Genomic DNA, 18237 nt, shown 5'->3' on the forward strand with positions numbered 1-18237 from the left:
AAACGTTGCTATTGGATGTCACTAACTATAGTTGCTTTTCCATTTTCCGCTGGAGTCAGAGGTCAGTCGTGATAACTTTTCGTTCATTATTCATCGCCACGGTATTCGCGTCAGCAGTGGTATCTTGCGCCTTAACAGCCCAGGCAGCTGAACAGGATAAATTTCAACAACAACGTGAGCGCTTTGTCAGGTTGGAGCACAATATTGACAAGGTCAGTCGCAAGCAGGCAGAAGCCTGGTATGCAGAACTTGCTGATTATCCGTTGCAGCCGTATTTACGCTTAAAGCGGCTGCAAAATTTTTTAAATGCCCATGACGCGATTGAACAGTTTCTGGCGCAGTATCAGGGCACACCAATGGACTGGCCGTTGCGGCAACCCTGGTTAAAGCGACTGGCTGAGCAGGGGCTGGCGGAACGGTTTCTGGCAAACTACCCGGGTTCATCTGATACCGAGCTGCAGTGCCTGGCCCTGCGCTTTCAGTTACAAACCAAAGCGTTGCCTGACGCAGAAATCTGGCAACAAACAGAACAAATCTGGACAGAGGGTAAATCACAGCCACGTGCCTGTGATCCGCTATTTACAGCCTGGCGCAACAGCAAACCACTCCAAAAAGAAACGGTGCACAGGCGCTTGCAGTTGGCGGCAGAAGGCGGTCAGACCCAGCTTATTCCCTATTTAAAAACCCTGCTGCCTGCCAGCGAGCAGTATCTGGCCGATTTATGGCTGCAAACCCGGCGTAACCCGGCTGTTATTGCCCGGGCTAAATTTTTGCCTGGTAAGCATATTATCGAGCGGGACATCCTGGCCTATGGTTTAAAACGCTTAATCTGGCGTTCGCCTGATCAGGCGCTGGCGACCTGGCAACGTCATATTAACGACCCTTACTTTACCAGGGCACAGCGGTTAGATGTGCAGCGCCAGTTTGCCATTGCTCTGGCCAGCAAGGGCGATAGCCGCGCTGATAACTGGCTGACGACGTTACCGGCGGAATTATTTGACGCTAACCTGGCACAGTGGCAGGTAGCGCATGCCCTGCGCGAGCTGGACTGGCCAAAAGTGCAAAAGGTAATAGAGCAGTTGCCTTCGGAACTGCAGGGCGACATTAACTGGCGTTACTGGCGGGCCAGAGCACTGGAAGAGCAGGGTGAAGCTGAACTGGCTAACACCGAATTTACTGATATTGCCGGCGAGCGTCATTATTACGGCTTTATGGCCGCCGCCAGAATTGGCCTGCCGCCCAGCCTGGCGCATAACCCGGTCAAGGTCAGTGACGAACAAATAGCCCAGTTACAGCAGCATCCTGCAGTGCAGCGTGCTCAGCAATTCCTGGCGCTGGGCCGGCTGACAGAAGCCCGGCGCGAATGGAATCACTTGCAGGATACCTCTGACGAGCAGCAGAAACTGACTTCAGCCAAGCTGGCCGGTCAGCTGCAGTGGTATGAACGGGCGATATTTTCGCTGGCCGACGTCGGGTACTGGGATGATGTCGAGTTGCGCTTCCCGCTGGCCTACCAGCAGGAAATGCAGCTGTCAGCCGACAAATTTAATATTGATTCCGGCTGGAGTATGGCAATCGCACGCCGTGAGAGCTCTTTTATGGCCGATGCGTATTCACCGGCCGGTGCCCGCGGCTTAATGCAGATTATGCCAGGCACCGCCAATGAAATTGCGAAGAAAAAGGTGCAAATCCGGCAACTTTATAACCCGGTCATCAATATTGATTATGGTACTGACTATCTGAATTATTTAAAAAAACGCAACGATGGCAATCTGCTTAAAGCAACGGCGGCATATAACGCCGGCTATAGCCGGGTCAGGCAGTGGATACCGCAGGATTATGCGCTGCCGGCCGATGTCTGGGTTGAAACTATTCCGTACCGGGAAACCCGCGAATATGTAAAGGCCGTAATGGCGTATTATCAGATTTACAATATCCGGATGAATGTGGCGCAGGATGTTTTTAAACCGCTGGTGGCTATGAAGATTGGGGTGATTGTGGAATAGTGCTATTATTGCGCCATTAAGCCCACCCAACTCAAAAAGGTAGCTATGAACTCAGGTTATCAGGCGTTATATCAGACGCATATCGAACAGTTGCAGCAGCGTACCCGGCAAGTGCTGGCCCGCGAGAATCTGGATGGTTTAGTTATTCATTCTGGCCAGGCCAAGCGCAAATTTCTGGATGATATGGATTATCCGTTTAAAGCGAATCCGCATTTTAAAGCCTGGCTGCCGGTGGTTGATAATCCGCATTGCTGGTTATTGCTGGATGGCGTGAATAAACCGAAACTGATTTTTTACCGGCCGAAAGACTTCTGGCATAAGGTCCCTGACGAGCCAGCTGATTTCTGGGCAGAGTATTTTGATATTCAGCTGTTAGAGAAAGCCAATAAGGTAGAAACCCTGTTACCTTACGATAAGGCGCGACTGGCTTATATTGGTGAGTATCTGGAAGTGGCTCAGGCGCTGGGCTTTACCGAAATTAACCCGGAGCCGGTGTTAAGCTATCTGCATTATTACCGTGCCTATAAAACCGGCTATGAGCTGGCCTGCTTACGCCAGGCTAATAAACTGGCAGTGGCTGGCCATCGGGCGGCTAAAGCAGCGTTTTATGCCGGTGGCAGCGAGTTCGATATTCAGCTGGCCTATCTGGCGGCGGTTGGCCAGACCGAGAATGAAGTACCGTACGGCAATATCGTTGGTTTGAACCAGAATGCGGCCATTTTGCATTACACTGCGTTGGAGCGGAAAAAGCCGGCGCAGCATCACTCATTTTTAATTGATGCCGGTGCTGAGTTTAACGGTTATGCTGCTGATATTACCCGCACCTACAGTTTTAATAAAAATGACGAGTTCGGCGATCTGATCGCGGCCGTTAACCAGCTGGAGTTAACCCTGGTTGATGGCTTAAAACCCGGCATTAATTACACAGATTTACACTTGCAATGCCATCAGGGTATCGCCCAGATCCTGCATGATTTTGATTTTGTCCGGCTCGACCCGACAAGCATAGTAGAGCGTGAAATCAGCCGCACTTTCTTCCCGCATGGCCTGGGACATCACCTTGGCTTACAGGTACATGATGTCGGCGGCTTTATGCAGGATGAGCGCGGCACTCATATTGCGCCGCCGGACAACCATCCGTTTTTACGCTGCACCCGGCTGATTGAGCCGGATATGGTATTTACTATTGAGCCTGGTCTGTACTTTATTGACAGCCTGCTGGCCGATTTAAAACAAACTGATGCCGCAGCCAGCCTGAACTGGGATAAAATTGCCGCTTTCCGTCAGTTCGGCGGTATCCGGATCGAGGACGATATTATTGTTCATCGGGACCGGAACGAGAATATGACCCGGGATTTGCAGCTCGCCTGATCAGGCGTAAAGGGACGCTATGCAATATCGCTCTATTATCCGGATCCTGGGGCTGCTGATCGCCATTTTCAGTATTACCATGATCCCGCCGGCCCTGGTGGCTTTTGGTTACAAAGACGGTGCAGGCGTCCCTTTTATTCTGTCTTTTCTGTTATGTCTGGCAATGGGCTTTGCCATCTGGTATCCCAACCGGGCTAACCGTTCTGAATTAAAAGTCCGCGATGGCTTTTTAATTGTCGTGCTGTTCTGGACAGTGCTGGGGGCAGTGGGGGCTATTCCGCTGCTGTTAACCAGCAACCCTGATATGGGCCCGGCAGATGCGTTTTTTGAAGCGTTTTCCGGCCTGACAACCACCGGCGCGACTGTGCTTACCGGTATTGAAACCCTGCCCAAAGCTATTTTGTATTATCGCCAGCAACTGCAATGGCTGGGCGGGATGGGGATCATTGTGCTGGCGGTTGCTATTCTGCCACTGTTGGGTGTGGGTGGTATGCAGCTGTACCGGGCAGAAACCCCGGGGCCGGTTAAAGACAACAAAATGACGCCGCGCATTGCCGATACCGCCAAGCATTTATGGTATATCTACCTGGCCATTACCATAGCCTGCGCACTGGCGTTTCATCTGGCTGGCATGTCGGTATTTGATGCCATTTGTCATGCTTTTTCGACCGTTGCCATTGGTGGTTTTTCTACTTATGACGCCAGCATGGGCTACTTTAACAGTGCTACCATCAATATGATTTGCGTCCTGTTTTTGCTGATCAGTGCGGTGAATTTTCCGCTGCACTTTGCCGCTATTCGCGGCAAAAGCGTCAGTACTTACTTTCGCGACCCGGAATTTAAAGTCTTTCTGGGTATTCAGGCCAGCCTGGTGCTTATCTGTTTTCTGGTGCTGTTAAACACCAATGTCTATCAGAGCAGTGGTGAAGCGCTTAATCATGCTGCATTTCAGGCAGTCTCTATTTCTACCACAGCCGGCTTTACCACTGATGGCTTTTCCACCTGGCCGTTGTTTTTACCTATTTTACTTATTTTCTCCAGCTTTATTGGCGGCTGTGCCGGCTCTACCGGCGGTGGCATGAAAGTGGTGCGGGTATTGCTGCTGTTTTTACAGGGCCGTCGTGAGTTAAACCGGCTGGTTCATCCGCGGGCGGTTTATGCCATTAAACTGGGTCGCCGGCCGGTGGAAGACCGGATTGTGGAAGCGGTATGGGGCTTTTTTGCCGCTTATGCCGTGGTATTTGTAGTGATTATGTTGTCACTTATTTTAACCGGCATGGACAATATCAGTGCTTTTACTGCCACTGCTGCCTGCTTAAATAACCTCGGCCCGGGGCTGGGTGAAGTGGCTGCACATTTTGGCGACATACCGGATGCCGCCAAATGGTTGCTGATTGTGGCCATGGTATTTGGCCGGTTGGAAATATTCACGCTGCTGGTGTTGTTTACCCCGGCATTCTGGCGTGACTAAATAAATATAGCGCTGACCTGAAACAGTTTTTCCACTTCAACTATATGTTTTTTGTTTACCATAAACAGAATAACATGGTCATCGGTTTCGATAACCGTTGTATCGTGGGCAATTACCACTTCATCACCGCGGACGATGGCACCAATGGTGGTGCCGGGTGGCAGTTTCAGGTTGCCAATAGCTTTGCCGGCTACTTTACTGGTGCTGCTGTCACCCCGGACTACGGCTTCAATAGCTTCAGCGGCACCACGACGTAACGAATAAACGTTAACAATGTCACCGCGGCGAATATGGGTCAGCAGTGCAGATATGGTGGCCTGTTGCGGCGATATCGCAATATCGATTTCACCGCCCTGCAGCAAGTCAACATAGGCGCCGCGTTTAATCAGCACCATGGTTTTCTGAGCGCCCATCCGCTTGGCCAGCATCGCCGACATAATATTAGCTTCATCGTCATTGGTTACGGCGATAAAGACATCAATTTGCTCAACACTTTCTTCTTCCAGCAGTTCAGGATCAGAAATATCACCGACATAAACCAGGGTGCTGTCGAGGCTGGACGCCAGAAATTCCGCCCGCTCTTTACTGCGCTCGATAAGTTTAACACTGTGGGTTTTTTCCAGAGCGCGCGCCAGACCAAAGCCAACGTTACCGCCGCCGGCTATCATAATCCGCCGGTAGCTGCGCTCCAGCTTTTGCAGCTCGCTCATTACCGCCCGGATATGCTTAGTGGCCGCGACAAAAAACACTTCATCATCGGCTTCAATAATCGTGGTGCCCAGCGGCTTAATCGCATTACCGCGCCGGTAAATGGCGGCTACCCGGGTTTCAATATTCGGCATATGTTCTTTAAGCGCTGACAACGCATGGCCTACCAGCAGACCACCGTAATAAGCTTTAACTGCCACCAGGCTGACTTTGCCTTCGGCAAACTCTACTACCTGTAAGGCGCCGGGGTAATCAATCAGCCGGCGGATATAGTTAGTGACCAGTGCTTCCGGGGCGATAAAATGATCAACTGGCATATCATCTTTATGAAACAGCTCATCGCGGTACTTCAGATACTGATTGGTTCGAATACGGGCTATTTTTAACGGCGTATTAAAAATACTGTAGGCCACCTGGCAAGCGACGATATTGACTTCATCGCTGTTGGTCACAGCGACAATCATATCGGCATCTTCAGCACCGGCTTTTTTCAGGATATCAGGATGAGAGCCGTGACCATGCACCACCTGCAAGTCGAACCTGTCCTGCAGGTTTCGCAATTTATCCAGGTTGGTGTCAACCAGGGTAATGTCGTTCTGCTCGCCCACCAGGTTTTCAGCTAAGGTGGCACCTACCTGGCCTGAGCCTAAAATAATAATCTTCATCCGGCGTCGTTATCCTGTGGCGCTTTTTGCAGCAGCGCATAATAAAAGCCATCACGGTTCTGCTGGCCCGGCAATAATTGCCAGCCCGGCTGACCGGTGCTATCCATTGTTTGGTTATTCTGCAATACGGTTGGCAGCAACACGGCATCAGTATTCTCAGTAAGGAACCGGGTCATTTGCTGCTGATTTTCTGCCGGTAGCACACTGCAGGTAGCGTAGAGCAACTTGCCACCCGGCGCCAGTAGCGCCCAGCATTGTTGCAAAATTTGCTGTTGCAGCTGCACCAGCGGCCCAATATCACTTTTCTTGCGCAGCCAGCGAATATCCGGGTGGCGTCGGATAACCCCGGTGGCAGAGCAGGGAACATCCAGCAGGATCCGGTCAAACAGCTGGCCATCCCACCAGCTGTCGGGATTAGCCGCATCAGCCGCCAGTACTGTCGCACTAAGTTGCAGTCGTTGCAGGTTTTCCGTTACCCGCACTAACCGGGCCGGGTCTTTATCCAGCGCGGTTAGTTTAGCACCGTCAGCCAGCTCCAGCAGGTGGCTGGTTTTCCCGCCGGGTGCGCAGCAGGCATCAAGCACCCTGTGGTCATTTTCCGCAGCCAGAAGCCAGCCGGCATATTGCGCAGCCGCATCCTGCACGGAAAACCAGCCCTGCTGATAGCCGGGCAGGGTTATCACGTCGGTTGGATTATCAAGTAATACTGCGCTGGGCAGCTCGGCAATTGGCTGGCTGTAAGCAATTTGCTCGTCAGCTAAAGCAGCGCAAAACTGTTCAGTACTGATTTGCCGGTTATTGACCCGCAGCCATAACGGCGCTTTCTGTTGATTGGCATCGAGTATTTGTTGCCAGTCATCCGGATAAGCGCTTTGCAGGCCGCTGATTAACCAGCCTGGATGGTTAAACTGCACTGCCTGGCCTGCCTGGCTAAAATCGAATAACTCTGGCTGGCGCTGGACATTTCGTAATACGCCATTAATAAGCTTAGTTAGTGACTGGCCCTTTAATTCGCGCGCGGCGTCAACAGTAGCATTAATGGCCGCATGATCAGGCACCCGCATAAAGTGCAGCTGGTAGATACCGACATAAATCAGAAACTGTAACACCCGGAAGTTCTTAACCAGCGGTTTTTGCATCAATCGGGCACAAACATGCTCGAGTTGCGGCAGGGTGCGCATCACCCCAAAGCAGATTTCCTGCAGCAAAGCTTTATCGAGCGGGTTAGTTAGCTGAAGCTGAGCTTTGGGCAGCACATCTGATAACGACCGGCCCTGGTCAATTACCTGATAACAGCATTGGGCAGCCAGCGCCCGGCAATCCCGGCTCATGCTTCCGACAACAATGCAGGCGGCTGCAGCTGAGCACCCACTGCTAACCAGTCGGCCCGGCCATTTAAAAAGTCGGCTGCCGCCATCGGCTTTTTACCGGGCGGTTGCAGCATAGTAAGTACTAACACACCACTGCCACAGGCAATCTCAATACCTTTTTTACCGGCAGCCAGGATCTGGCCAGGTGTTGCCTGGCCCGGTGTTGCGTGGTGCGATGTGTTCTGGCTATGGGCCTGCCAGACTTTTACCGTACCCTGCGCCAGTTGCAGGTAGCTGACCGGCCAGGGATTAAAGGCGCGGATCTCGCGGTCAAGCGCTGCTGCTGTTTTAGTAAAGTCGAGCAGACCTTCCTCTTTTTGCAGCTTTTCAGCATAACAGGCCTGGTTATCATCCTGAGACTCAGCGCTAGCTTGTAGTGCCGGCAACTGAGCCAATGCCGTTAACAGGGCCTGCGGACCCAATTCAGCCAGTTTGTTATAAAGACTGGCGCTGGTATCAACAGCACTGATGTCACAGCTTACTTTGCTGAGCATGGCGCCGGTGTCCAGTCCTTCGTCCATTTGCATAATGGTAACACCGGTTTGCTGATCTCCGGCCCAGATTGCGCGCTGAATAGGCGCGGCGCCACGCCAGCGGGGCAGTAACGAGCCGTGGACATTAATACAACCCAAGCGCGGGCTTTGCAGGACGGTCAATGGCAGGATCAGACCATACGCCACCACCACCATCACATCGGCGTCCAACGCGGCAAGTTCAGCCTGCGCAGCTGACTTTTTTAAAGATTTGGGCTGGTAAACCGGCAGGTTATGCTGCTCAGCCAGTTGTTTAACGGCACTGGCTTGCAACTTCTGGCCACGACCGGCAGGACGATCCGGCTGGCTGTATACCGCAATAACCTGGTGAGGACTGTTAATCAGGGCCTGCAAATGACGGGCGGCGAAATCGGGGGTGCCGGCAAAGATAATTCGTAAAGGCTGAGTCACGTTGAGTCCTGTATTACAGCGCGTGGCGCTGGGCCATTTTGGCTTCTTTTTCCAGTTTTTTGCGGATGCGATCGCGCTTTAACGGTGATAAGTAATCAATAAACAGCTTGCCAACCAGATGATCCAGTTCATGTTGCAGACAAATAGCCAGTAAACCCTCGGCATTCAGCTCAAACGGCTTGCCATCCCGATCCAGGGCTTTTACTTTCACGCTGGCGGCCCGCTCAACCGAGGCATAATTTTGTGGTACCGACAAACAACCCTCTTCATAGCTGGTAACGCCGTCGCGCTCAACAATTTCCGGGTTAATCAGCACCAAAGGTTCATTGCGCTGTTCAGACAAGTCAATTACTACGACCCGCAAGTGCACATCTACCTGGGTAGCTGCCAGGCCAATGCCCTCTTCATCATACATGGTATCCAGCATATCAATAACTAACTGCTTGATTTGCGGCGTAACTTCGGTAACCGGCTTCGCTATAGTGCGTAACCGATCGTCTGGAAAATGTAATACTTTTAAAACTGCCATAATACCTACAAAAATATGCTTTATTTCAAAGGTTGTGATATGTTTTAATTTTAGCCATTAATCCGCTGTATTAACAGCATAGTGTGCAATAATTACAACAAGAATAAGTTCAAGGAAGCAGGCATGCTGAAAAAAATTGCAATATCTGTCATCGCGCTGTTTTGTTGGTTGTCTTTCAGCCTGCAAGCAGATGTGCTGCAAATCAGAGAGGATGCTCCTGCTTCCTATGTCGTAAAAAAAGGTGACACGCTATGGGATATTTCGGCACTCTACCTGAATGAACCCTGGTTGTGGCCACAATTGTGGCAAATGAATCCGCAAGTCGACAACCCGCATCTAATTTATCCGGGCGACGTGCTGACCCTGACCTATGACAGTATGGGGCGGCCTCGTCTATCGGTAAACGAAAACGTGAAACGCCTGACGCCGGAAGTACGTAAAACCATGAAAGGCGATGGCGCTATTACCACCCTGCCGCTAAGCATGATCCGACCGTTTCTGACGTACGAGCAAGCGCTGAGTGAAGAGCAAATTGCTGCAATGCCCTATATTCTGGGTACCAATACCGCAACCAAAATGGCAGCGGAAACGCATACCGTTTACGTCAAGGGCGTGCTGCAGCCTGGCACGTCATATGGCATCTACCGCAAAGGAAAGCCTTATGTCGACCCTGAGTCGGGCTCTGTGCTGGGCTATGAAACCAGCCTGATTGCCACCGCCCGAGCTTTCAGGCCGGGCCGGGAAGCGACAGAGGACAGTCCTTTGGAGGCCGCCTCTATGCAGGTATTAAGTGTTAAACGCGAAATCAAACAAGGCGACCGGGTAATGCCTGCGCTGGAAGGCCAATCACTACCGGCTTTTTTCCTGATTAGCAAACCAGATTTTGAAGTGAACGGCACCATTATTGATACAACTTCTCAGTTAAGAGAGTTCTCAAAAATGGATATCGTGGTACTGAACCAGGGGCTGATTAACGATATGCAAGCCGGCCAGATGTTAGGTATTTATCGCCAGTCGCCGGCGGTTATCGATGGTGCAGATGGCCCGGTTTATGTTGAAGATGCGAATAAACTTCAGAAAATGTTCCGCAACTTTGGTGAAAACAGTATTAGCATGCCGCGGGAAAAAGTTGGTGAGCTGATGATATTTAAAGTAGCTGAGCGGGTCAGCTTTGGTATTGTTACCAGTACCCGCCGGCCAATCCGGGTTGGAGACTCTATCGCCAACCTGTAATTAATCTGATGGAGCCAGTTTGCCATGGATGATCTCCGCAACTGGCTCGCTTTAGCCTCTGTGCATGGCCTGGATGGCCTGAAGTTCCAACGCCTAAGCGAGCATATTTCTCTGGCCGAATTGGTCAGCTTACCTGTCAGTACGTTACGCAATATTGGTTTTACCCCGCGCCAGGCAGAATTACTGGCGTTGCATGGTCACCGCCGTGCCGATTTAGCATTACATTGGCTGGAGCAGTCGGCCGACCATCATATTGTCACCTATCATGACCCACGTTATCCGCCGCTGTTAAAGCAAACCAAACAACCGCCGTTACTGCTATTTGTCAAAGGGCAGGCTGAACTGTTGCCACGCCAGCAACTGGCAATGGTTGGTACCCGTCAGCCAACACCAACTGGTCGTAAAGTGGCTCAGAACTTTGCCGCAGAACTGGTGCAGCAAGGCTATATGGTAACCAGCGGTATGGCACGTGGCATTGATAGTGAAAGCCACAAAGGCGCGTTGCAGGGTGGCGGCTTTACGATTGCAGTGCTGGGCCATGGCCTGCAGCAAATATACCCGGCCAGTAACAGGACCCTGGCAGAGCAGATTAGCGCCAGTGGTGCCCTGGTTAGTGAGTTCTTCCCGGATGTGCAGGCCCGGGCAGAGTTTTTCCCACAACGTAACCGGATTGTTGTTGGTCTAAGCTCCGCTACCATAGTAGTTGAAGCGGCACTGAAAAGTGGCTCGCTGATCAGCGCCAATTTAGCCGCAGAGTATAATCGCGACCTGTTTGTGGTGCCCGGCCCGGTTTACAGCCGGCAATCTGCTGGTTGTCACTGGTTAATTCAACAAGGTGCTAAACTTGTGACCTGTGTGGCCGATATTCTGGAAGAGTGGCAGTTTTTTGCCCAGAACGGTTTAAGTACTTTAGCTTCGGATGAAAAAAAGTCTGCGCCGGACTTGTCTGCGCAGCAGTTGTTGGCTAACGTAGGAGATGACGCTACTGCAATAGATCTTATTGCCGAGCGGTCTAACATGTCAGTGACAGACGTATCCATAACCTTACTGCAGCTGGAAATAGCGGGTGAGGTGGCAGCAGTACCCGGTGGTTACATTAGAGTGAGGAGTGCCTGATAATGTTTGATATCCTCGTTTATCTGTTTGAAAACTATATTCATAACGAATCTGATATTTATGTTAACCATGCGGATCTGACCAAAGAGCTCAGCCGCGCCGGCTTTCATGATGACGATATTTTTAAAGCGCTTAAATGGCTGGATAGCTTGTCTGCCTTGCAGGAAAGCCATATTAAGCCGTATTTAACTAAAGTTAACTCGACAGCGCTGCGAATTTATACGCTGGAAGAGCAGCGCAAACTGGACGTTGCCAATCAGGGCTTTTTGTTGTTTTTAGAGCAAATCAATGTGCTTGATGCCAACACCCGTGAAATGGTCATCGACCGGGCGATGGATCTCGATAGCGTAGCGCTTAGCCTGGAAGATTTAAAATGGGTGGTGCTGATGGTGCTGTTTAATGTACCCGGGCGTGAAACCGCCTATGCCCAAATGGAAGACTTAATTTTTGAAGAACCCGACGGGCCGCTGCATTAAGCGGCCATCACAGATATGACTGAAGATACGCCGCTGTTTAAGCTGCCGCAACAGCAGCAGCTTTGCCCGCTATGCCAGAACACATTACAGATAAAGTCGTCTAAAAACGGCCCTTTTCTGGGCTGTAGTGCTTACCCGGCCTGTAATTATATTAAACCGCTGCAGCAACACGACCACACCATAGTTAAAGAACTACCCAGTGAGTTATGTCCGCAGTGTGGTGCCGCGCTGGCAGTAAAAAACGGCCGCTACGGCATGTTTATTGGTTGCACGGCTTATCCGGCTTGTGATTTTGTCGTTGATCAATATGAAGAAAATAAAAATCAGCCGCAGCTAAGCTGTCCAAAATGTAAGAAAGGCCAGTTGACGGAGCGGATTAATAAATTTGGAAAGCATTTCTATGGCTGTGACCGCTATCCTGACTGCCGCTTTTTATTAAATGACCAGCCGCAGCAGGGGCCATGTTATTCCTGCAACTACCCGCTACTGGTGCTTAAAAAAGAGGTGCTGTACTGTGCTAAAAAAGGCTGTGAGAAAAAGCAGCCGGCCGCAGCAGCCGGCGCAACAGATTAATCACTGACCCGGCCAAGCATTTGCTCCAGTTCCGGAAATGCAGCCTCCGGCAACAAGTCGATTAGCCTGGCAAAACGGGCTTTAAGTTCGGCCAGTGAATCAGCTGATAAGTTAATATGGCCCATCTTTCTGCCTGGTCGTTTTTGTTTACCGTACCAGTGCAGGTGTAAACCGGCAATGCTGAGGATAGCGGCTGGTACGTGGTCTTCACCCAGAATGTTAATCATCAGGGTTGGTCGTAGCAGCTCGGTATTACCCAGTGGCATGCCGGTTACGGCACGCAAATGGTTGGCAAACTGACAGACATCAGCACCTTGCTGGGTCCAGTGGCCGGAGTTGTGTACTCTGGGCGCAATTTCGTTTACCAGCAGCTTGCCGTCTACTTCAAAAAACTCAATCGCCAGCACGCCAACATAGTTGAGGTTATCAGCTATAGCGGCAAACATTTGCTCAGCCTGCTGTTGCAGCATGATATTAACCGGCCTTGCCAGCGAAACACTGAGCACACCGTTAACATGATGATTTTCTGTTAACGGATAAACATTCACCTCACCGCTGCCTGCTCTGACACCAACCAACGACAATTCACGATTAAAACCAATAAACTGCTCTGCAACAATAGCCTGTTTAGCATCGGCAGCCAGAAAATCCGCCATTTGTTGCCATACAGCATCAGCTTGGCCGGGGGCTTTTAAACGCCATTGCCCCTTGCCATCATAACCGGCCAGCGCACTTTTAAAGATCAGTGGTGAGCCAAGTTCACTGACAGCTTGCTTAAAATCAGCTTCATTGTTTATAACCAGGTAACTGGCGCTGGCGACGCCACAGCGGGCCAGCAAGGCTTTTTCCAGGCGACGGTCGCCACCGGCCTGAATGGCTTCGCTGCCGGGCAGAAACTTACCGCTTTGCTGACACTGCTCAAGTATCGGTAACGGGATATGCTCAAATTCGGCCGTGATGACTTCAGCATCTGCTATCGCATTCGAAAGGCCAGTACCCAGCTTTTGCAGGGTTAGCGGGTGGACAATAGTGTCGGTGTTTACGTCGTAGGCGCTGATCACAATATTAAGGGGCGCACCGGCCAGCGCCATCATCCGGGCCAGTTGGCCGGCACCCAGTACTAGTACTTTCATGCTTTCACCTGAGATGGGTCTGGCTGGCTCAATACCGTATCGGTCTGGGCCTGGCGAAAGGCATCAATTTTGCTCAGCAGGGCGGGGTTGCTTGTTGCCAGAATCTGGGCTGCAAGCAGCCCGGCGTTGGCCGCACCCGCCTCGCCAATTGCCAGCGTGCCTACGGCAACGCCTTTTGGCATTTGCACTATAGACAATAACGAATCGATACCTTTTAACGCTTTGGATTGCACGGGTACCCCTAGCACCGGCAGGCTGGTAAAAGCGGCTGCCATGCCGGGTAAATGGGCGGCTCCGCCAGCGCCGGCAATGATCACTTTCAAGCCGCGACTGGCAGCATTGCTGGCATAATCGGCCAGTAACTGCGGGGTGCGATGCGCGGATACCACCCGGGTTTCATAGCTGATGCCAAACGAATCAAGCATATCAGCTGCCAGCTTCATGGTTGGCCAGTCTGAGGTTGAACCCATTATAATACCCACTTGCATGCCGGTTTCCTTCTGAACTTAATGAACTGAAATGACTAAGGCGCTATTATAGCGGCAACTGAGACTGATTAGAATTTTTACTGATACCAGAGGTAGATTGATGAGCGGGTGCACTGTAACCACAGCGGTAGAATTGTTGCAGCAAGGCGAAGTGATCAGCTATCCGACAGAGGCTGTTTATGGCCTGGGTTGTGATCCGGATAATGAAGCCGCCGTGCTGAACTTGCTGGCAATAAAGCAACGGCCGGTTGAAAAAGGCCTGATTCTGGTGGCTGCCACCTATTCTCAGTTGTTACCCTATGTTGATGACAAAGCGATACCACTGGAAAAGCGCTACCAGATCTTATCCAGCTGGCCGGGCCATATCAGCTGGGTATTGCCTGCCAGTAAAACAGCGCCGAAATGGATTACCGGCAACTTTAGTACAATAGCGGTGCGGGTTAGTGCACATCCGGTGGTGCAGCAACTGTGTCAGCAATATGGTAAGCCATTGGTTTCAACCAGCGCGAACCTGGCAGGAGAGCCTGCTATTACGGATTATCAGCAGTTACTGGCAACGTTAGGCTTAAAGGTAGCTGCTATCGTCGATGGAGCATTGGGCGGCGCTGCGCAGCCCAGTCAAATCCGTGACGCTATCAGCGGTCAGATAGTAAGGAATTAAAATGGCAACCGGTAACAGCGAACAACTGCGGCAGGTACAGCAGTTTCTGATGGCGCTGCAAGATACGATTTGCAACGAACTGGAAAACGCAGATGGTAAAGGCACCTTTGTCGAAGACGCCTGGCAACGGCCAGAGGGGGGCGGCGGGCGGAGCAGGGTGATGAGTAATGGCAATGTGTTTGAGCAAGCCGGAGTGAATTACTCACATGTATTTGGCGCCCAAATGCCGGCCTCTGCCACTGCCCACCGCCCGGAATTAGCTGGCCGCAGCTTTCATGCCTGCGGCGTGTCGCTGGTATTACATCCGCATAATCCGCATTTACCCACCACTCATGCCAACGTGCGGTTTTTTATTGCCGAAAAAGAGGGTGAGTCGCCGGTCTGGTGGTTTGGTGGCGGTTTTGACTTAACGCCGTATTATCCTTATGAAGAAGATGTCGTGCACTGGCACCAGACAGCTAAAGCCGCTGTGCAACCTTTTGGCTCAGATTACTATCCTCGCTACAAAAAGTGGTGTGATGATTATTTTTACTTAAAGCATCGTGGTGAAACCCGCGGCGTCGGTGGTTTATTCTTTGATGATTTAAATGCTCCTGGTTTTGCGCAAAGCTTTGGTCTGATGCGTGCGGTGGGCGAAGCCTTTTTACCGGCCTATCTGCCATTGGTTGAGCGGCGCAAAGACACACCTTATAACGAGCACGAGCGTCAGTTTCAATTATACCGGCGTGGCCGTTATGTGGAATTTAATCTGGTATATGACCGGGGTACCTTATTTGGCCTGCAGAGCGGTGGCCGTACCGAGTCCATTTTAATGTCTATGCCGCCGCTGGTGCGCTGGCAGTACGGTTATCAGCCCGAGCCGGGCAGTGCCGAGGCCTTGTTATATAGCCGTTATCTTAAACCGCAGGATTGGTTAGCCCGCGATAATTAGCAGTTGATCATATGGCTCGCCAGTTGGCCAATCGACTGGCGAATGCCATCGCGCAGCACTTTATTATCAACCACCTCATCCAGTGCCTTGTCCATACAATACATCCACTGGTTTTTAAGCTTTTCATCTACCTGAAACGGCAGATGGCGCGCCCGTAACCGCGGATGGCCATATTTTTGCTCAAACAGCGCCGGGCCGCCTAACCAGCCTGATAAAAATTCAAAAAACTTTTGCCGGATATTATCCAGCGGTAAGGGATGAATCGCATATAAGTCGGCGGCGTATGGGTCGCTTGCCATAATGTCATAAAATCGATTAGCCAGTTGCCGTACCTGTGGCTCACCGCCGATTAACTGATAAGGTGTCTGAGTCGGCGTAGGGTGTGGCTTGCTATTTACTGTGGTTTTATTAACAATCATCTGTACTAACTTCTTGATGGACATCAGTTGTGGACCGTTATGCTGTATTTGGAAATCCGATAGGCCAGTCAAAGTCGCCTTTTATTCATAGCCAGTTTGCGTTGCAATGCAACCAGCCAATGCAATACGACGCTATTCTAGCACCGGTAGAAGGCTTTGCCGACAGCTGGGCTGACTTTGTTGCCAGCGGCGGCAAAGGGGGCAATGTTACTGTGCCATTTAAAGAGCAGGCTTTTCAGCTGGCTGAAATATTGTCAGCGCGGGCTCAGCAGGCGGGTGCGGTAAACACGCTTTATATTAACAACGATGGCCAGCTTTGTGGCGATAACACCGATGGTATTGGGCTGGTAGCTGATTTAACAAGACTAGGGGTTAATCTGGCGGGCTGCACGGTATTACTGCTGGGGGCGGGCGGTGCCAGTCGTGGCGCTATCGGCCCCCTGCTGGACGCGGGTGTAACCCAACTGGTGTTAGCAAACCGGACACTTAGCAAAGCACAGACCATAGCGGCCACTTTTGACAGCCGGGTGCTTGCCTGCGGTTATACCGATATACCAGTACAAGCTTATCCGCTGATTATTAACGCAACTTCAGCCGGGCTGGCGGGTGGCCGGCCTGTTATTGATCCCAACTATCTTAAAGACTGTCAGCTGGCTTATGATATGGTTTATGGATCCAGGCCGACGGCTTTTATGCAGTGGGCTGAACAGTATGGTGTGGTGCAACAGGCAGACGGTCTGGGTATGTTATTAGCGCAGGCAGCTGCAGCGTTCAGGCTCTGGCGCGGCATAACGCCCGATATTAATCCGGTAATGGCTTTACTTAAGCAGCAGTGGGCAACATGAACCAGCAACTGATTTTCAATAATGACTTTGAGTTTGATGCGAAGCGTCACGCCGTCCGCTTTAGCTGCCTGGTTATCGGCTTAAAAGTGAACTGCTTTATTGCTCTGCCAGCCAGAGAAGAGCCAGCCCGGTTTTTAGCCGCAATAAAAGCAGACGCCTTTAACTGGGAAGATAGCGCCGAACGGGCCATTGCAGATGACGCTTTTAACCCGGCTGGCGAGATCTGGCTCTAAGCGTCAGTCAGATATTCATTTTTCAGAACAACATAATTTGCGGCAGATTCCGGCAAAAAGGCTTTTTCCGCTGCGGTTAACGGCCGGGCCTGTTTAGCCGGACTACCGACATATAAATAACCGCTTTGCAGCCGCTTGCCCGGTGGTACCAGACTGCCAGCCCCAATAATGACATCATCTTCTACTACTACATCGTCCATAACAATGGCACTCATGCCCACTAAAATGCGATTACCTAAAGTACAGCCATGCAGCATCACCTTATGGCCAACGGTGACATCTTCGCCAATGATCAGGGCACAGCCATTGGGTTTACCGGGACTCGGCCGCGACAGGTGCAGTATCGTTCCATCCTGAATATTGGTGCGGGCACCGATGCGGATATAGTTAACATCACCACGGGCAGCGACTAAAGGCCAGATACTGACATCCTCTGCCAGTTCGATATCACCGACCAGCACACTGGATTGATCCACATAAACGCCAGCTGCCAGTTTCGGCAACACTCCTTTATAAGCTCTAATTGTCATTATTATCTCCAAATCAGTTGTAACGCTGAGTTATTATGCAGTAAATGCTGTAAAAAAACGCGTTTCGTTGAAACTTTATCCGAACGATCATAAAAAACAAAATTATGTCATATTTCCGCTTGCAGCTCTGCTAAAACGCCCTATAATGCGCGCCATGCCAAGGGGTGCTGCGCTAAGCAGGCTTCAGCTGAGATAAACCGGATTGCAAAAATCTTTCAAAAAGACGCTTGACAGTCAGGTTTAAATCACTAAAATGGCGCCCTCGCTTCAAGGTGGCAACGAAAGCCCTGAAAAGCGGGATTAGTAACAAAGGGTCAAATGTGACAAGCTGTTTAGTAAAAAAGACAACTTATCACGCTTGACTTAAAATCTGGGAAGTGTAACATACGCCTCCCGCTTCAAACGAGTTTGAAGCACGCTCTTTAACAATTAGCAATCAATTATCTGTGTGGGCACTTATAATGATGTTCGTGAAAACGAAACAAAAATCAGTATGAGTGACCAAGTTATAAAGATTTAGTCAGTAATGCTGAGC

Annotated in this window: 19 protein-coding genes; 11 read left to right on the top strand and 8 right to left on the bottom strand. The window is 50.9% G+C overall.

The genetic code is table 11. The features are described from left to right. Positions 1–68 precede the first annotated feature (68 nt). Genes R3187_RS06770 through R3187_RS06780 form a run of 3 tightly spaced genes read left to right on the top strand, consistent with a single transcriptional unit; the run spans position 69 to position 4848 of the window. Positions 69–2006: a transglycosylase SLT domain-containing protein gene (locus R3187_RS06770; protein ID WP_318965930.1), complete on the top strand. Its 1938-nt coding sequence runs from the start codon at positions 69–71 to the stop codon at positions 2004–2006. 45 nt (positions 2007–2051) lie between these two features. Beyond that, positions 2052–3377: a Xaa-Pro dipeptidase gene (gene pepQ / locus R3187_RS06775; protein WP_318965931.1), complete on the top strand. Its 1326-nt coding sequence runs from the start codon at positions 2052–2054 to the stop codon at positions 3375–3377. Positions 3378–3396: 19 nt separating this feature from the next. Then, on the top strand, positions 3397–4848 hold the full coding sequence (locus R3187_RS06780; RefSeq protein ID WP_318965932.1) for a TrkH family potassium uptake protein: 1452 nt from the start codon (positions 3397–3399) through the stop codon (positions 4846–4848). Here the strand turns inward: R3187_RS06780 and trkA are convergent. The 4 genes from trkA to def are packed head-to-tail and all read right to left on the bottom strand — an operon-like array spanning position 4845 to position 9064. Continuing rightward, on the bottom strand, positions 4845–6221 hold the full coding sequence (gene trkA / locus R3187_RS06785; protein WP_318965933.1) for a Trk system potassium transporter TrkA: 1377 nt from the start codon (positions 6219–6221) through the stop codon (positions 4845–4847). The genes R3187_RS06780 and trkA overlap by 4 nt on opposite strands. Beyond that, positions 6218–7552 (bottom strand): 16S rRNA (cytosine(967)-C(5))-methyltransferase RsmB, encoded by a 1335-nt coding sequence (rsmB, locus tag R3187_RS06790; protein ID WP_318965934.1) that lies wholly within the window; start codon positions 7550–7552, stop codon positions 6218–6220. The genes trkA and rsmB overlap by 4 nt, the downstream gene beginning before the upstream one ends. Next, entirely contained in the window at positions 7549–8535 is a 987-nt protein-coding gene (gene fmt / locus R3187_RS06795; protein ID WP_318965935.1) for a methionyl-tRNA formyltransferase, read from the bottom strand. The genes rsmB and fmt overlap by 4 nt, the downstream gene beginning before the upstream one ends. 13 nt (positions 8536–8548) lie before the next feature. Next, positions 8549–9064, bottom strand: coding sequence for a peptide deformylase (def, locus tag R3187_RS06800; RefSeq protein WP_318965936.1), 516 nt, complete (start codon positions 9062–9064; stop codon positions 8549–8551). Between the two features lie 123 nt (positions 9065–9187). Here def and R3187_RS06805 point away from each other — a divergent pair, with 123 nt between their 5' ends. Genes R3187_RS06805 through R3187_RS06820 form a run of 4 tightly spaced genes read left to right on the top strand, consistent with a single transcriptional unit; the run spans position 9188 to position 12462 of the window. After that, the gene (locus tag R3187_RS06805) at positions 9188–10297 is read left to right on the top strand and encodes a LysM domain-containing protein (RefSeq protein WP_318965937.1); all 1110 of its coding nucleotides are present in this window, start codon (positions 9188–9190) and stop codon (positions 10295–10297) included. 24 nt (positions 10298–10321) lie between these two features. Continuing rightward, positions 10322–11413 carry a DNA-processing protein DprA gene (gene dprA, locus R3187_RS06810; protein ID WP_318965938.1) on the top strand — a complete coding sequence of 364 codons (1092 nt, stop codon included), beginning with the start codon at positions 10322–10324 and terminating at the stop codon, positions 11411–11413. A 2-nt stretch (positions 11414–11415) separates the two neighbouring features. Continuing rightward, positions 11416–11889 (top strand): DUF494 family protein, encoded by a 474-nt coding sequence (locus R3187_RS06815; RefSeq protein ID WP_318965939.1) that lies wholly within the window; start codon positions 11416–11418, stop codon positions 11887–11889. A 15-nt stretch (positions 11890–11904) separates the two neighbouring features. Beyond that, the gene (locus tag R3187_RS06820; protein ID WP_318965940.1) at positions 11905–12462 is read left to right on the top strand and encodes a type I DNA topoisomerase; all 558 of its coding nucleotides are present in this window, start codon (positions 11905–11907) and stop codon (positions 12460–12462) included. On the opposite strand, the gene R3187_RS06825 is transcribed toward R3187_RS06820, so the two are convergent. Further along, entirely contained in the window at positions 12459–13595 is a 1137-nt protein-coding gene (locus R3187_RS06825; protein WP_318965941.1) for a 5-(carboxyamino)imidazole ribonucleotide synthase, read from the bottom strand. The genes R3187_RS06820 and R3187_RS06825 overlap by 4 nt on opposite strands. Continuing rightward, positions 13592–14083 carry a 5-(carboxyamino)imidazole ribonucleotide mutase gene (gene purE / locus R3187_RS06830; RefSeq protein ID WP_254795737.1) on the bottom strand — a complete coding sequence of 164 codons (492 nt, stop codon included), beginning with the start codon at positions 14081–14083 and terminating at the stop codon, positions 13592–13594. Before purE ends, R3187_RS06825 begins: the two co-directional genes overlap by 4 nt. 100 nt (positions 14084–14183) lie before the next feature. On the opposite strand from purE, the gene R3187_RS06835 reads away from it, so the two are divergent. Both R3187_RS06835 and hemF read left to right on the top strand, forming a co-directional pair. Then, positions 14184–14744, top strand: coding sequence for an L-threonylcarbamoyladenylate synthase (locus R3187_RS06835; protein ID WP_318965942.1), 561 nt, complete (start codon positions 14184–14186; stop codon positions 14742–14744). Between the two features lies 1 nt (position 14745). Continuing rightward, entirely contained in the window at positions 14746–15675 is a 930-nt protein-coding gene (hemF, locus tag R3187_RS06840) for an oxygen-dependent coproporphyrinogen oxidase (RefSeq protein ID WP_318965943.1), read from the top strand. Here hemF and R3187_RS06845 read toward each other — a convergent pair. Continuing rightward, positions 15672–16094, bottom strand: a complete 423-nt coding sequence (locus tag R3187_RS06845; protein ID WP_318965944.1) for a group II truncated hemoglobin — start codon at positions 16092–16094, stop codon at positions 15672–15674. The two genes, hemF and R3187_RS06845, sit on opposite strands and share 4 nt — an antisense overlap. A 29-nt stretch (positions 16095–16123) precedes the next feature. On the opposite strand from R3187_RS06845, the gene aroE reads away from it, so the two are divergent. Both aroE and R3187_RS06855 read left to right on the top strand, forming a co-directional pair. Beyond that, positions 16124–16939 carry a shikimate dehydrogenase gene (gene aroE, locus R3187_RS06850; protein ID WP_318965945.1) on the top strand — a complete coding sequence of 272 codons (816 nt, stop codon included), beginning with the start codon at positions 16124–16126 and terminating at the stop codon, positions 16937–16939. Further along, positions 16936–17172 carry a DUF1488 family protein gene (locus R3187_RS06855; RefSeq protein ID WP_318965946.1) on the top strand — a complete coding sequence of 79 codons (237 nt, stop codon included), beginning with the start codon at positions 16936–16938 and terminating at the stop codon, positions 17170–17172. Before aroE ends, R3187_RS06855 begins: the two co-directional genes overlap by 4 nt. Here R3187_RS06855 and R3187_RS06860 read toward each other — a convergent pair. Then, entirely contained in the window at positions 17169–17702 is a 534-nt protein-coding gene (locus R3187_RS06860; RefSeq protein WP_318965947.1) for a gamma carbonic anhydrase family protein, read from the bottom strand. The two genes, R3187_RS06855 and R3187_RS06860, sit on opposite strands and share 4 nt — an antisense overlap. Positions 17703–18237 lie beyond the last annotated feature (535 nt).

The organism is Arsukibacterium sp., from assembly GCF_033721375.1.
Lineage (GTDB): Bacteria > Pseudomonadota > Gammaproteobacteria > Enterobacterales > Alteromonadaceae > Alishewanella.

Excerpts from the sequence above, each read along its gene's own strand:
- rsmB (WP_318965934.1), bottom strand. The coding sequence starts at position 7,552 with ATGAGCCGGGATTGCCGGGCGCTGGCTGCCCAATGCTGTTATCAGGTA.
- trkA (WP_318965933.1), bottom strand. The coding sequence starts at position 6,221 with ATGAAGATTATTATTTTAGGCTCAGGCCAGGTAGGTGCCACCTTAGCT.
- R3187_RS06855 (WP_318965946.1), top strand. The coding sequence starts at position 16,936 with ATGAACCAGCAACTGATTTTCAATAATGACTTTGAGTTTGATGCGAAG.
- def (WP_318965936.1), bottom strand. The coding sequence starts at position 9,064 with ATGGCAGTTTTAAAAGTATTACATTTTCCAGACGATCGGTTACGCACT.
- R3187_RS06815 (WP_318965939.1), top strand. The coding sequence starts at position 11,416 with ATGTTTGATATCCTCGTTTATCTGTTTGAAAACTATATTCATAACGAA.
- R3187_RS06860 (WP_318965947.1), bottom strand. The coding sequence starts at position 17,702 with ATGACAATTAGAGCTTATAAAGGAGTGTTGCCGAAACTGGCAGCTGGC.
- R3187_RS06820 (WP_318965940.1), top strand. The coding sequence starts at position 11,905 with ATGACTGAAGATACGCCGCTGTTTAAGCTGCCGCAACAGCAGCAGCTT.
- R3187_RS06825 (WP_318965941.1), bottom strand. The coding sequence starts at position 13,595 with ATGAAAGTACTAGTACTGGGTGCCGGCCAACTGGCCCGGATGATGGCG.
- R3187_RS06835 (WP_318965942.1), top strand. The coding sequence starts at position 14,184 with ATGAGCGGGTGCACTGTAACCACAGCGGTAGAATTGTTGCAGCAAGGC.
- dprA (WP_318965938.1), top strand. The coding sequence starts at position 10,322 with ATGGATGATCTCCGCAACTGGCTCGCTTTAGCCTCTGTGCATGGCCTG.
- R3187_RS06780 (WP_318965932.1), top strand. The coding sequence starts at position 3,397 with ATGCAATATCGCTCTATTATCCGGATCCTGGGGCTGCTGATCGCCATT.
- hemF (WP_318965943.1), top strand. The coding sequence starts at position 14,746 with ATGGCAACCGGTAACAGCGAACAACTGCGGCAGGTACAGCAGTTTCTG.
- R3187_RS06845 (WP_318965944.1), bottom strand. The coding sequence starts at position 16,094 with ATGATTGTTAATAAAACCACAGTAAATAGCAAGCCACACCCTACGCCG.
- R3187_RS06805 (WP_318965937.1), top strand. The coding sequence starts at position 9,188 with ATGCTGAAAAAAATTGCAATATCTGTCATCGCGCTGTTTTGTTGGTTG.
- pepQ (WP_318965931.1), top strand. The coding sequence starts at position 2,052 with ATGAACTCAGGTTATCAGGCGTTATATCAGACGCATATCGAACAGTTG.
- purE (WP_254795737.1), bottom strand. The coding sequence starts at position 14,083 with ATGCAAGTGGGTATTATAATGGGTTCAACCTCAGACTGGCCAACCATG.